Origin of the sequence: Streptomyces sp. NPDC051555, from assembly GCF_044454405.1 — a bacterium.
Classification (GTDB): domain Bacteria; phylum Actinomycetota; class Actinomycetes; order Streptomycetales; family Streptomycetaceae; genus Streptomyces.
In genome coordinates this window covers 188,146-201,703 of the sequence record NZ_JBITDP010000004.1, presented here as the reverse complement: position 1 = coordinate 201,703, position 13,558 = coordinate 188,146, and the positions used below count along the sequence as shown (strand labels likewise).

The window sequence follows — 13,558 nt, the reverse complement described above, 5'->3', positions numbered from 1 at the left end:
CCCTCGTGAGACGCATCTTCGGAATAGCCCTGGCGGCCCTCCTGATCGGCGGCGTCATAGCCGTCGTCCTGGTGGGCCACGGAGACCGGGGCACAGAGCGCACGGCAACGAAGACCGTGCGGGGAGTCATCGGTTCGGAGAAGGCCGAGTTCTTCGACGATCCCGACGTGGTGAAGGCCCTGGCCGCCAAGGGCTACACCGTCAAGACGGAGACCTCCGGGTCCTGGGCGATGGACAAACTGCCCCTGGAGCAGTACGACTTCGCCTTCCCCAGCAGCAGCGAGCCCGCCCGCGAGATCGAGGCCAAGGCCAAGCTCCAGGGCGCGCAGACCACCCGTCCCTTCTACTCGCCGCTCGTCGTCGTGGCCCGCGCGAGCGCCGCCAAGGTGCTCGCCGACAACAAGCTCGTGACGATGACCGGCAAGCACACCGGCACCCTCCTCATGGGTCCCTACCTCAAGGCCGCCGCCGAGGACCGCACCTGGCAGCAGCTGCCCGGATCCGCCGCCGACGCCGCACTGACCGGAACGGTGTTCGTCAAGACCACCGATCCCGCCTCGTCCAACTCCGGCGCGCTCTTCCTCGCCGCGGCCTCCAACGTCGCCAACGACAACACCGTCGTCTCGGACGACGCGGGCATCAACCGCACCGCACCGCTGCTGCGCAAGCTGATCGCCGTCCAGGGCGCGCTGCCGCCCTCCACCGACGATCCCTTCCGGGCCTTCATCAGCGGCGCGGGCGATCCGCTCATCCTGGTGTACGAGTCCCAGGTCGCCGCGCTGCTGCTGCGGGAGCAGGCGGCCGACCTCGACGCCGTGGTGGTCCTCTACCCGGACACCACCGTCAACTCCGCGCACACCTTCGTACCGCTGAACGACAAGGCCAAGGACCTCGGCGGCCTGCTGGCCACCGATCCGACCCTGCGCCGGCTGGCCGTCGGGCACGGGCTGCGCCCGCAGGACGGGATGGCCGAGTTCACCGCCGCCACCGCCCCGCACACCGACCACCTCAACCAGAAGCTCACCGGAATCCGCCAGGTGAACACGCCCACCGTCAAGATCCTGATGACGCTCGCGGCGCGCGCCAAGGCGCAGGGGGACACGCCATGACACTGACACCTCCCGAGGGGCCCGGATCCTCCGGGGACGGCCCGCTGGTCCTGACCGCGCCCGAACCGGTCGCCGCGATCCGCACGGAACAGGCCGCGGGCCTGGTGCCGCTGCAGGACGGGGTCCGCGACGAGATGGCCCGCCGGGCCGGGGAGTACGTCGGTTCGCTCGCCGGACTCGACGCCCGCTCCCCCGAGTTCGCGCAGCGCATCGGCGAGATCGCCGGGCTCGGCGCCGCCGACATCCGGGGCGCCTCCCAGCAGTCCAACCGGATGCTGGACCGGGCCGTGCGCTCGCTCGGCACGGAAGGCGGGGACGCACAGGCCCGGGTCGCCGGCTCGCTGGTCGAGCTGCGGCGCACCGTCGAGGACCTGGACCCACGCGACACCCCGGCCAAGGGCGCCCGGCGCCTCCTGGCCAAGCTCCCGGGCGGCAACAGGTTCCGCGACCACGTGGCGAAGTACGCCTCCTCGCAAGCCACCCTCAACCGGATCGTCGGCGCGCTGCGCGGCGGCCAGGACGAGCTGCGCCGCGACAACGCCGCGCTGCACACCGAGCGGGCCCGGCTCTGGGAGACGATGGGCAAGCTCCAGGAGTACGTCGTCCTCACCGAAGCCCTCGACGGGGCGATCGGGCAGCGGATCGCCGAGACCGAGCACACCGACCCCGCGCAGGCGGACGCGCTGCGCGCGGACGTCCTCTTCCCGGTCCGGCAGAAGCACCAGGACCTGCTGACCCAGCTCGCCGTCTGCGCGCAGGGGTACCTGGCGATGGACGTGGTGCGGCGCACCAACGAGGAGTTGGTCAAGGGCGTCGACCGGGCCGCGACCACGACGGTCTCGGCCCTGCGGATCGCCGTCATGCTGGCCTCCGCGCTCGAGAGCCAGCGCAAGGTGATCGAGCAGGTCACCACCCTGCGCGACACCACCGAGGAACTGATCCGCGGGAACGCGCAGATGCTGTCCACGCAGAGCGGCGAGATCCAGCGGATCGCCGCCGATCCGGCCGTGGGGGCGGAGACCCTGCGCACGGCGTTCGCGCAGATCTACCAGACCCTGGACACCATCGACACCTTCAAGGTGCAGGCCACCGAGAACATGGCCGCCACCATCGAGTCCCTGACCGGCGAACTCCGGGCCGCTTCCGGCTACCTGGAGCGCACCCGGTCCGCGGGCGCCCTCGAAGGGGGCGCCCGATGAGCCGGCGCGGCGCCGTGCTCCGCAGACGCCTCGCGGCGGCCGTCGCACTGGCCGCCGCCCTGCTCGGCGCCACCGCCTGCACCTCGGACGGATCTGATGGTTCGGGCGGTTCGGGCGGTTCGGGCGGGCCCAAGGCGAGCCCGTACCGGGACGGCACGCTGCGGGTGCTGGCCTCCAGCGAGCTGGCGGACCTGGGTCCGGTCCTGGAAGGGGCGAAGAAGGCCACGGGGGTCACCGTCGAGCTGACCTGGTCGGGCACCCTGGACGCGGCCGAGCAGGTCGCCTCCGGCACGGCCGACGGGAAGTACGACGCGATCTGGCTCTCCTCCAACGACTACCTGCGGCTGCGTCCCGGGGCGGCGGGCAAGCTCAGCTCCGAGACGCCGGTGATGTCCTCGCCGGTCGCGCTGGGGGTGCGGCCCGAGGCGATGGCCCGGCTCGGCTGGAAGCCGGAGGAGGTGACCTGGTCGGCCGTGCACCAGGCGGTGGCCGCCGGGAAGCTGTCGTACGGGATGACCGATCCGGTGCGCTCCAACTCGGGCTTCGCCGCGCTGGTCTCCGTCGCCTCCGGCCTCTCCGGGGCCCAGTCCGCGCTGACCGAGGCGGACGTGGCCAAGGCCGCCCCGCAGCTCAAGGAGTTCTTCACCGGTCAGAAGCTGACGTCCGGGTCCTCGGGCTGGCTCGCCACCGCCTATGCCAAGCGGCCGGACGTGGACGCCCTGGTCAACTACGAGTCGGTGCTGCTGTCCATGAACCGGGACGACAAGGCCGGCCTGACGGTGATCCGCCCGCGCGACGGGGTGGTCACCGCCGGCTACCCGTTGACCCTCCTGACCTCGGCCCCGGCCGGGGCGCGCGAGTCGGGCCGGGCGCTGACCGGGTACCTGCGGGGCGAGGCCGCCCAGAAGGCGATCACCGAGCAGACCCTGCGCCGCCCGGTGGCCCCGGGGGTGGCGCCGGCGGCGGCCCTGGCCGCGGACAAGCGGCGCGAGCTGCCGTTCCCCGGCAGCCTGGCGGTCGCGGACGGGCTGCTGGGCTCGTACGAGAACGTACTGCGCCGCCCCTCGCGGACCGTGTACGTCCTGGACACCTCGGGCTCGATGGCCGGGGACCGGATCAAGCGGCTGAAGGCCGCGCTCACCGAGCTGACGGGCACGGGGAGTTCGGGGACGGGGCAGCGCTTCCGCGACCGCGAGGAGGTGACACTGCTGCCCTTCGGCGACGGGGTGAAGAAGGTCCTGACGCACGTCGTCGAACCGGGGAACCCGGGCAGCGCCCTGGACGCCATCCGCGGGGATGTGAAGTCCCTGGACGCGGACGGGGGCACGGCGGTCTACGGCAGCCTGAAAGCGGCGTACCAGCACCTGGGGAAGGGCGGCGCGGACGCCTTCACCTCGATCGTGCTGATGACCGACGGGGAGAGCGGGGACAGTGCGAAGGAGTTCGAGTCCTTCTACGCTGGGCTGCCGGAGGCGCAGAAGCACACCCCCGTCTTCGCGGTGCTCTTCGGCGACTCCTCCCGCAAGGAGCTCTCCCGCATCACGGAGCTGACCGGCGGGCGGCTCTTCGACGCCACTGACGGCAAGGGTTCGCTGGACGGCGCCTTCGAGGAGATCCGTGGCTACCAGTAGGAGCGGGAGCGGGAGGAGCGGCGGCGGCGCGGGGGGCCGGACCCTCGGCTACCTGGAGTCGAAGAAGAACCTGGCGGGCTGCGCCGGCGGGCTGGCCGGGCTGGCCCTGACCGTGACGGGGGCGGCCGGGACGTTCTGGCCGCTGGTGGTCGCGGGGCTGTACGGCGCGGGCGCGCTGATCGCCCCGCCGGAGGTCGCGGACCTCCCGCCGGTCCCGGACGCGGCCGAGGAACTGGACACGCTGCGCGCGGATTTCGGGCGGTTGCGGCAGTACCTGGCGGAGGTGGAGCTGACGCCGGCCGCCGGGGGCCGGCTCACCGAGCTGATGGACCTGTACGGGGCGATGCTCGACCCCGGCTGGGTCGCGGACGTCCTGGCGGGCGATGCGGAGACGGTGCACGCGCTGTCCCGGGGGATCCGGCAGGACGTGCCGGAGTGCGTGGACAGCTACAACCGCACCCGCTGGTGGACCCGGCTCACGCCGGGCGGGGATCCGCCGGAGCGACACCTGGAGCGGCAGTTGTCGGCGCTCCACGACGAGGCGGAACGCATGACGGCGGGCCTCCGAGAAGCAGAGGCCCGCCGTCAGCAGACGCACACGACCTATTTGGAAGGTCGCAGGGAATCCTAGTCGGGACATCCCGCGTCGGTCCTCGGCCGGGGACAGCCGGCCGCGGTTCTTGGGGCCACGAGGTGGCCGGGGTGGGCCACGAGGTGGCCGGGGTGACTAGCCGAGGCGCTCGACCAGTGCGTGGTACTGGTCCCACAGCTCCTTGGGAGTGTGGTCGCCGTAGGTGTTCAGGTGCTCGGGGACCAGTGCGGCCTCGTCGCGCCAGATCTCCTTGTCGACGGTGAGCAGGAAGTCGAGGTCCTCGGCCGGCAGGTCCAGGCCGTCGGTGTCGAGTGAGGCCACGGTCGGCAGGATGCCGATCGGGGTCTCGACGCCCTCGGCGGTGCCGTCGAGGCGCTCGACGATCCACTTCAGGACGCGGCTGTTCTCGCCGAAGCCGGGCCACACGAACTTGCCCGCGTCGTTCTTGCGGAACCAGTTCACGTAGTAGATCTTCGGGAGCTTGGCCTGGTCCTTGTCGGCGCCGACCTTGATCCAGTGACCCATGTAGTCGCCCATGTTGTAGCCGCAGAACGGCAGCATGGCGAAGGGGTCGCGGCGCAGCTCGCCGACCTTGCCCTCGGCGGCGGCGGTCTTCTCGGAGGCGATGTTCGACCCGATGAAGACGCCGTGGTTCCAGTCGAAGGACTCGGTGACCAGCGGCACGGCGGAGGCGCGGCGGCCGCCGAAGAGGATCGCGGAGATCGGGACGCCCTTGGGGTCCTCCCACTCGGGGGCGATCGTCGGGCACTGGGAGGCCGGGACGGCGAAGCGGGCGTTGGGGTGGGCCGCCGGGGTGTCGCTCTCCGGGGTCCAGGCGTTGCCCTTCCAGTCGATGAGGTGCGCGGGCGCCTCTTCGGTCATGCCCTCCCACCACACGTCGGAGCCGTCCGGGGTGAGCGCGACGTTCGTGAAGACGGTGTTGGCGTACATCGTCTTCATGGCGTTGGCGTTGGTGTGCTCGCCGGTGCCGGGGGCGACGCCGAAGAAGCCGGCCTCGGGGTTGATCGCGTAGAGGCGACCGTCGGCGCCGAAGCGCATCCAGGCGATGTCGTCGCCGACCGTCTCGACCGTCCAGCCGGGGATCGTGGGCTCCAGCATGGCGAGGTTGGTCTTTCCGCAGGCGCTCGGGAACGCGGCGGCGATGTACTTCGACTCGTCCTGGCCGGAGGCGGAGGCCGGCGGGGTCAGCTTGAGGATCAGCATGTGCTCGGCGAGCCAGCCCTCGTCGCGGGCCATGACGGACGCGATGCGCAGGGCGTAGCACTTCTTGCCGAGCAGGGCGTTGCCGCCGTAGCCGGAGCCGAAGGACCAGATCTCGCGGGTCTCGGGGAAGTGCGAGATGTACTTGGTGGTGTTGCAGGGCCACGGCACGTCGGCCTGGCCCTCGGCGAGCGGCGCACCGAGGGTGTGGACGGCCTTGACGAAGAACCCGTCGGTGCCGAGCTCGGCGAGGACGGGGGCTCCCATGCGGGTCATGGTGCGCATGGCGACGGCGACGTAGGCGGAGTCGGTGATCTCGACGCCGATCGCGGACAGCTCGGAGCCGAGCGGGCCCATGCAGAAGGGGACGACGTACATCGTCCGGCCCTTCATGGCGCCGCGGAAGATCCCCTTCTCCCCCGCGAAGATCTCCTTCATTTCCGAAGGAGCCTTCCAGTGGTTCGTGGGGCCCGCGTCCTCGGCCTTCTCGGAGCAGATGAAGGTCCGGTCCTCGACGCGCGCGACGTCGGTGGGGTCGGAGGCGGCGTAGTACGAGTTCGGGCGCTTGGCCGGGTCCAGCTTCTTGAACGTGCCCTGGGCCACGAGCTCCCCGCACAGGCGCTCGTACTCGGCCTCGGATCCGTCGCACCAGACGATCCGGTCCGGCTCGGTGATCGCGGCGATCTCGTCGACCCAGGTGATCAGTTCGGCGTGATCAGTGGGGAGGACCGTCGGGTGGGTGGTGGGAGCCGCGTTGTCGCGCGCCACGATTGCTCCTTGTTGAGGGGTTTGTTTGGTGTTTGCCCCGTGGGGGCTGCGACCCGGATGCTTCGCGCTCCGCTCATCCGGTGCCGACCGCACTCATCTGATCATCGGGTGCGTGTGCGCATATGTCCAGGGGGCCTCTCACGTGAGCATCACCACTCGTGTCAATCTTCGGCAAAGCGCACTAACCGAAACCTACGCACCCGTAGGTAGCATGAGGACCATGACTTCTGACGCCGCCGCCGTGGCCACCCCCCTGGCTGGACCGCAGGTCGAAGCCGGGGCCGAACCGGAGATCAAGCCGCTGATGCGCGGCTGGCTCCACACCGGGATGTTCCCCGCCGTGGTGGTCGCGGGTCTGGCGCTCATGACGTTCACGGACTCGACGAAGGCCCGGGTCGCCTGTGGGATCTACGTCCTCACGGCCTGCCTGCTCTTCGGTGTCAGCGCGGTCTACCACAGGGGCACCTGGGGACCGCGCGGCGAAGCGATCCTGCGCCGCCTCGACCACGCCAACATTTTCCTGATCATCGCAGGGACCTATACCCCGCTGACGGTGCTCCTGCTCCCGGCCTCCACCGGACGGACGCTCCTGTGGGCCGTCTGGATCGCCGCCGCGGCCGGGATCGCCTTCCGGGTCTTCTGGGTCGGCGCCCCGCGCTGGCTCTACACGCCCTGCTACATCGCCATGGGTTGGGCGGCCGTCTTCTTCCTCCCCGACTTCATGCGCACGGGCGGCATCGCGGTCCTGGTGCTGGTGATCGTCGGCGGACTGCTCTACAGCGTGGGCGGGGTCATCTACGGGATGAAGCGCCCCAACCCCTCCGTCCGCTACTTCGGCTTCCACGAGGTCTTCCACTCGCTGACCCTGGTCGCCTTCGTCACCCACTTCGTCGGCATCGCAATGGCCGCCGCCCAGCACGCGTAGCGACCGCACGACGGCGCCCCGGACCCCCTCACGGGGTCCGGGGCGCCGTCGTCGGTTTCCTGACCGGCCTCAGGGGGCCGGCCTCAGGTCAGGGGCGGGCCGTCGCCAACTGGTCGGCCAGCTCCGCCGGGTCCGTCGTCGGCAGCGCGCAGACGAAGTGCCGGCACACGTACGCCGTCGGCAGGTCCCCCACCAGGGTCCGGCCGGCCAGCAGCGGGAACTCCCCGACGCTCCCGTCCGCCTTCCCCGGCAGCCCGGCCGCCACCACCGCGCCGGGGGCCGCCCCCAGCAGCGCGGCCCGGTGCAGCGCGGCCGTCGCCGGATCCTCCGGATGCCCGGCCACCGCCACCTCGCGCGGCCCGTCCAGGAGCGCCTCGACCACCGCCAGCCCCTGCCCGATGAAGCGCGGGGCCCGCGGCCCGAGCGCCCCCACCACCCCGAGCGCCCGCTCGGCCGCCGTCCGGTGCGCCTCCGAGCCGGTGTGCGCGGCGTACGACAGGAGCGCCCCGGCGGCCGCCGTCCACCCCGAGGGCGCCGCGCTGTCCGTCGGGTCCTGCGGGCGCCGGATCAGCTGCTCGGCGTCGTGCGCGGTGTCGTACAGCGACCCGTCCTCGGCCGTGAACCGGTCCAGCACCAGGTCCACGAGGAAGCCGGCGAACTCCAGCCACACCCCCTCGCCGGTGACCGCCGCCAGCGCGAGGAATCCCTCGGCGACGTCGCCGTAGTCCTCCAGCACCCCGGCGTTGACGCCTACCGTGCCATCCTTGCTGGTCCGGGCGAGGCGGGCGCGGCCGTCCATGTGCACCCGGACGAGCAGGTCCGCGGCCTCGGTGGCCCGCTCGACCAGGTCGGGGCGGTCGAAGTACGCCCCGCACTCGGCCAGGGCGGCGACGGCCAGCCCGTTCCAGGCGGCCACGACCTTGTCGTCCCGGCCGGGCGCCGGGCGCTGCGCGCGGGCGGCGAGCAACCGCGCCTTGATCCCGGCCACCCGGTCGTCGTCCGCCGCGGGGCCGCCGGCGGGCAGTTGCAGCACCGAGGTCCCGTGCTCGAAGGTGCCCTCCTCGGTCACCCCGAAGAGCGCGGCCGCGAACTCCCCGTCCGCCGCTCCCAGCACCTCGATCAGCTGCGCGGGGGTCCAGGCGTAGTACGCGCCCTCCACGTGTTCCCCGGTGGCCGGGTCCTCGCTGTCGGCGTCCAGCGCGGAGGCGAAGCCGCCCTCGCGGGTGCGCAGTTCCCGGACCATGAAGTCAGCGGTCTCCAGGGCGACCCGCCGGGCCAGCGCGGAACCGGTGGTGCGCCACAGGTGCGCGTACGCCCGGCAGAGCAGGGCGTTGTCGTAGAGCATCTTCTCGAAGTGCGGGACCACCCACTCCCGGTCCACCGCATAGCGCGCGAAGCCGCCGCCGAGCTGGTCGTAGATCCCGCCGCGGGCCATCGCCTCGCAGGTCCGCTCGGCCATCTCCAGCGCGCCCTCGGCTCCCGTGCGGGCGTGGTGGCGCAGCAGGAACTCGATGACCATGGACGGCGGGAACTTCGGGGCCCCGCCGAACCCGCCGTGCGCCTCGTCGTACTCCCGGGTCAGCCTCAGCAGCGCCTGCCCGGGCACCTCTGCGCCGGGCAGGCCGGCCTTGCCGTAGTCCAACTTCCTTCCGGCCAGGTCCCCCACGATCCGCCGCGCGACCTCGGCGACCTCCTCGGGCCGCCCGACCCAGGCGGCCCGCACGCCTTCGAGCACCTGCGTGAAGGAGGGCATCCCGTGCCGCGGCTCGGGCGGGAAGTAGGTCCCGAAGTAGAACGGCTCGGCCTCGGCGTTGAGGAAGACGGTCATGGGCCAACCGCCCTGCCCCGTCGCCGCCTGAACGGCCTCCATGTAGACGGCGTCGATGTCGGGACGCTCTTCGCGGTCGACCTTGATGTTGACGAAGTGCTCGTTCATGTAGGCGGCGGACAACTCGTCCTCGAAGGACTCATGAGCCATCACATGGCACCAGTGGCAGCTGGAGTACCCGACGCTGAGCAGCACGGGCACCCCCCGCTCCCGCGCCGCCGCGAACGCCTCCGGCGACCAGGGCCACCAGTCGACGGGGTTGTCGGCGTGCTGGAGCAGGTAGGGCGAGGTCTCATCAGCCAGCCGATTCATGGTCGACAGTCTGCCACCCGGACGAAGCGGGCTCCGTGTACGCCACTCGGCGGCACATTGAACCTTCAGCAGTCGGACAGTGCTGCTCGGCCGGCCGAACGGCGCCACCATGATCGGCGACCTCGGCGCCGTGTCCCCTCCTCGTACGGATCGACATCTCGCCCTTGACCTGTACCGCCACATCTCGGAGGCCGTGGGGAACCCGTTCAGGATCCGGTGACGCGTGACGGTTCCGCACCGCGCCGGGAATCGGGACACTGGGATCATGCGAGCCGCCCCGCCCTCCAGTCCTGAGGTGTCCGCCAGGATGAGCAGACAGGCCAGCCGGGACACAGGTGCCGAACGGGCCGTGCGACGGCTTCTCCATGCCTCCGGCTACCGCTACCGCGTCCACTTTCCGGTCCCGGGCATGCCCAGACGCAAGATCGACGTGGCGTTCACGCGCATGAAACTGGCTGTCCTCATCGACGGCTGCTTCTGGCACGGCTGTCCGGAGCATGCAACCAGCCCCAAGGCGAACGCATCCTGGTGGCGCGAGAAGCTCGACCGCAACATCGAGCGGGATCTGGGGACCACTGCACAACTCCGCTCCCAGGGATGGACGGTCCTGCGCTTCTGGGAGCACGAGTCACCGGAGGCCGTCGCACGAGAGGTGGCCGAAGTCGTGGAACGGACGAGGCGCCGGTCGGCTCCCGGGGCGACAGGGGCGGCACGGATCCGTCGGGCCACGACCTCCGGAACAGCAGGTGTCGCATCCGCGAGCGATCGCACACCTGCGACCGGGGGCGCTGCCCGCGGTCGGCGATCCCGAGGCCACCGCAGTTCGAACCGCACAGGCAGTCGTGTCACCGAGGCCGGCTAGACTTCGGCTCCATGAGCAGCCCAGGAAGCCAACACCCTCTCGATGAAGTCCGCATCCTGGACCTGTTCGCGGGTCCCGGCGGGCTCGACGTGGCCGCGCACTTCCTGGGCTTCAAGAGCATCGGCATCGAGTGGGACCGGAACGCGTGCGAGACACGCTACGCAGCGGGCCTGCCGACCTACCATGCCGACGTCAGCGTCATGCGCGAGAGCCGTTTCGACGAGATCCCCTCGTCGGTCGACGTGCTCGCCGGCGGCCCTCCCTGCCAGTCGTTCTCCGTCGCGGGGCACGGCGCGGGACGGGCGGCACTCGACACCGTGAAAGAGTTCATCCACCGTCTGGTGAGCGGGAAGAACGAAGCGCAGATCGACAAGGACCTGCATGCCATGGGGGTCGACCCACGCACCGCTCTGGTGCTCGAACCCCTCCGCTGGCTCCTCAAGGCGATAGAGGCGAAGGACCGCGACCCGTACCGGGTGATCGTCCTGGAACAGGTCCCCGCGGTCCTACCGCTGTGGGAGGTCTACGCCCAGCTCCTGCGCAGCGGCGAGGGACGCCTCCAAGGGGTCAAGTACGAAGCCGACTGCTGGGAGCTGAAGACCGAACAGTTCGGGGTCCCGCAGACGCGCACACGCGCCGTACTCGTCGCCCGACTCGTGGGGTCCGGAGCCGTCGAGCGACCCGAGGCGACGCACCTGCCCTTCGACCTGCGCCGTGGGCAGAGCTCCGCCGCCCAGGCCGAGATGCTTCCGAACAGCCGCGGAACCCGGGCCCCCTGGCTGTCGATGGCGCAGGCACTCGACGACGCGAGCACACCGAGGGGGGGTTCGATCGACATCTCCCGGCTGCGCACAGGAGGAAAGACGGAATTCTTCGTCGTCTCGAACTACGGATCGAACGGCGATCCGAAGAACCGGGGCCGGCGCAAGTCCTCCGAGCCCGCCTTCACGGTCACCGGCAAGGTGTCGCGGAACAAGGTGTACAAGAGCGCGGAGGACCACGATGCCGGGAGGTCGGACCGCTTCACCATCGCCGAATCCGGAGTGCTCCAGACCTTTCCGCACAACTTCCCCTGGTCGGGGCACCACCAGGCGCAGCAGGTGGGCAATGCGGTACCGCCCCGGCTCGGCATGCACGTGCTCAGCAGGGCACTCCGCGGCATCGCCCCCACCGACGACGAATTGGCGCGTTCGGCGAGCTGGCCGGCCGTTCCCGACGCCACTGCCGATGAGCTGCGCGCCATCGGATGCGGTGATCGGAGCCAATGCCCTCGGGACGGGCACAAGGTTACTCGGGCCGCTCCGAAGTCCGCCCCCTGATCGGGGCGTCGGCGAACAGCTCCTCGAAGTGGGCCACGAGGCTCTGCACCGAACCCTCGGGGGTCCGCTCCTCCTCCGGGCCCTCGGGAAGCCGGTTCCGGGGTGAGGGAACGGCCGATGCAGCCCCTGCGATCCAGTCACGCGCGGCCTCGCCGTCGCGTTCCACGTCCGGGGCAACGACGTCGTACATCAAGGTTGCCGCAGCGGCGTTGATCGCAGGCGTCAGAGCGTTGACCTCACGACCGGTACGCACGGTTCCCCGCTCCAGCAACCTGACGAGTGCCTGGGCCGTCGGTCGGTGATCGATGATGTCGAGCCGAAGTGCCGAGTTCAGCATGTCCTGGTTGCCACAGGCCACGACGACCGGCCGGTAGTCAGAGCCGTCCCGGAAGAGCTCCGCAGCCCACCAGAGCCTGGCGAACGCCTGCTTGTAGTGCGGACCGACGAACCTGTCGCGGGCCACACGTCCTCGTGAACCGTCGACCTTCGGCTCGGGCAGGTGGCGCCAGACGACGTAGTCCGGAGCGACTCCGAGGGCCAGATATGTCCATACCTGCTTCTCGGCGGCCTCCCTGCGCGTCAGTCGGAGGGTCTCGTGCAGGCGCGGCGCCAACCAGGCGTCCGCTGCGGTGGGGCGCTCGGCCCGGAACCTGTTCAGCACGTCGTCGACGAGGTCGCGGACCCGATGCAGATCCAGGCGCCCGTCGTCACCCTCAAGGGGCTCGGCGACCTTGTTCAACGCTATGGACGGCACGTCGCCATGGCCCTCGAGCAGCCCCGTGGAGAGGAACTCGGCGGCCTGCACGTCGGAGAGCAGGGCCAACCGCTCCGGCAGGTATTCGGGTCGCAAGGTCACGCGTGGGTCTCCTGATCGAATCGTTCGATGTCGCGGACAGCGGAGGCCAATGCCCTGGGAATCTCGGCACGCCGAGCAGCGGCGTACTGGATGCGCGGTTGCAGATCCGTCCAACTCCCCCCGCCGTTGCGCCGGGTGTGCACCTCACGGAGAGCATCCTGTGCCGAACGACCGGGGATGACGTCGGGGAGCATCTCCCGGAGCACCGCCCCCCGCCAATCGGGCGGGAAGAGCGGCATTCCGTCGTCCTCGACCTCCAGATCACCGAGAGCGGTGTGGAACACGGCGGTCCACACATCGGCGCACATCTGGGCCTGCGCCATCTCGCTCACCACCGCCTCCATCGTCGAGCGGGGCTCCTGGACGAGCGCCGCGAACCCCTCGAAATCCGAGTTCAGACGTACGGCCGGCATCCTTCCCGAGGTGTCCACCGCCCAGGGCGCATCCCGGAAGTTCCGCAGCCACTCCGCACCACGGGCGAAACTGACCACACTGAAGTCCAGTTGGCGATCCCTGAGCGGATGATCGGACGTCACGTCGATCAGCCACTCCCGGTCGGTCGAGCCGATGATCCGACCCGCCACGCCCCCCACCGTCGCCACCACGTGCACGGCGAGGGCAGCTCGATCGACGTGGAGATTCCGATCGATCTCGATCTCCCCGGACCATTCCCGGCCGCCCTCCGGACAGGGCTCCAATCGGATCACGGTCCGGGTGTTGGTCGCCCCCTCCGCCAGGACGGCGACGACCGCGACCTCGGACCAAGGGCCCGTCGACCCGATCTCACGTGAGGGCACCGTGGCCGTCACGGCGAGCCGTGCCGTCTGCCAGTCGTCCCGTTCGGCCATGCCGAGTGCCACTACCTGCTCGACCACCGAGCAGCCGCGGGAGTCCAGCTGTTCGCGGCTGCCGCCGGGCCCGCGCAGGCGGACTGCC

The 13,558-nt window shown here is 70.9% G+C and carries 10 protein-coding genes and 1 pseudogene; 7 read left to right on the top strand and 4 right to left on the bottom strand.

Annotated elements, in window-relative coordinates:
• The first annotated feature begins 5 nt into the window (after positions 1–5).
• From ACIBEA_RS12010 to ACIBEA_RS11995, 4 genes are read left to right on the top strand one after another with little or no spacing between them, the layout of a single operon-like run.
• Entirely contained in the window at positions 6–1,109 is a 1,104-nt protein-coding gene (locus ACIBEA_RS12010; protein ID WP_399259714.1) for a hypothetical protein, read from the top strand.
• The gene (locus ACIBEA_RS12005) at positions 1,106–2,308 is read left to right on the top strand and encodes a toxic anion resistance protein (RefSeq protein ID WP_399259713.1); all 1,203 of its coding nucleotides are present in this window, start codon (positions 1,106–1,108) and stop codon (positions 2,306–2,308) included. The genes ACIBEA_RS12010 and ACIBEA_RS12005 overlap by 4 nt, the downstream gene beginning before the upstream one ends.
• A complete protein-coding gene (locus ACIBEA_RS12000; RefSeq protein WP_399259712.1) occupies positions 2,305–3,939 on the top strand; it encodes a substrate-binding domain-containing protein in 1,635 nt (544 codons plus the stop codon). The genes ACIBEA_RS12005 and ACIBEA_RS12000 overlap by 4 nt, the downstream gene beginning before the upstream one ends.
• Positions 3,926–4,570, top strand: a complete 645-nt coding sequence (locus ACIBEA_RS11995; RefSeq protein ID WP_399259711.1) for a hypothetical protein — start codon at positions 3,926–3,928, stop codon at positions 4,568–4,570. The genes ACIBEA_RS12000 and ACIBEA_RS11995 overlap by 14 nt, the downstream gene beginning before the upstream one ends.
• A gap of 96 nt (positions 4,571–4,666) precedes the next feature.
• Here ACIBEA_RS11995 and ACIBEA_RS11990 read toward each other — a convergent pair whose 3' ends face one another.
• A complete protein-coding gene (locus ACIBEA_RS11990) occupies positions 4,667–6,520 on the bottom strand; it encodes a phosphoenolpyruvate carboxykinase (GTP) (protein WP_399259710.1) in 1,854 nt (617 codons plus the stop codon).
• A gap of 220 nt (positions 6,521–6,740) precedes the next feature.
• Here ACIBEA_RS11990 and ACIBEA_RS11985 point away from each other — a divergent pair, with 220 nt between their 5' ends.
• Positions 6,741–7,445 (top strand): hemolysin III family protein, encoded by a 705-nt coding sequence (locus ACIBEA_RS11985; RefSeq protein ID WP_399259709.1) that lies wholly within the window; start codon positions 6,741–6,743, stop codon positions 7,443–7,445.
• A gap of 88 nt (positions 7,446–7,533) precedes the next feature.
• Here the strand turns inward: ACIBEA_RS11985 and ACIBEA_RS11980 are convergent, their stop codons facing one another.
• Positions 7,534–9,585 carry a thioredoxin domain-containing protein gene (locus ACIBEA_RS11980; RefSeq protein WP_399259708.1) on the bottom strand — a complete coding sequence of 684 codons (2,052 nt, stop codon included), beginning with the start codon at positions 9,583–9,585 and terminating at the stop codon, positions 7,534–7,536.
• Positions 9,586–9,850: 265 nt separating this feature from the next.
• On the opposite strand from ACIBEA_RS11980, the pseudogene ACIBEA_RS11975 reads away from it, so the two are divergent.
• Together ACIBEA_RS11975 and ACIBEA_RS11970 are read left to right on the top strand one after the other, a co-directional pair.
• Positions 9,851–10,282 (top strand): annotated as a pseudogene (locus ACIBEA_RS11975) (very short patch repair endonuclease); the annotation flags it as partial.
• A gap of 176 nt (positions 10,283–10,458) precedes the next feature.
• Positions 10,459–11,766 (top strand): DNA cytosine methyltransferase, encoded by a 1,308-nt coding sequence (locus ACIBEA_RS11970; RefSeq protein ID WP_399259707.1) that lies wholly within the window; start codon positions 10,459–10,461, stop codon positions 11,764–11,766.
• On the opposite strand, the gene ACIBEA_RS11965 is transcribed toward ACIBEA_RS11970, so the two are convergent.
• Both ACIBEA_RS11965 and ACIBEA_RS11960 read right to left on the bottom strand, forming a co-directional pair.
• Positions 11,735–12,622, bottom strand: a complete 888-nt coding sequence (locus ACIBEA_RS11965; protein ID WP_399259706.1) for a DUF6339 family protein — start codon at positions 12,620–12,622, stop codon at positions 11,735–11,737. The two genes, ACIBEA_RS11970 and ACIBEA_RS11965, sit on opposite strands and share 32 nt — an antisense overlap.
• Positions 12,619–13,497 carry a hypothetical protein gene (locus tag ACIBEA_RS11960; RefSeq protein WP_399259705.1) on the bottom strand — a complete coding sequence of 293 codons (879 nt, stop codon included), beginning with the start codon at positions 13,495–13,497 and terminating at the stop codon, positions 12,619–12,621. Before ACIBEA_RS11960 ends, ACIBEA_RS11965 begins: the two co-directional genes overlap by 4 nt.
• Positions 13,498–13,558: the final 61 nt, after the last annotated feature.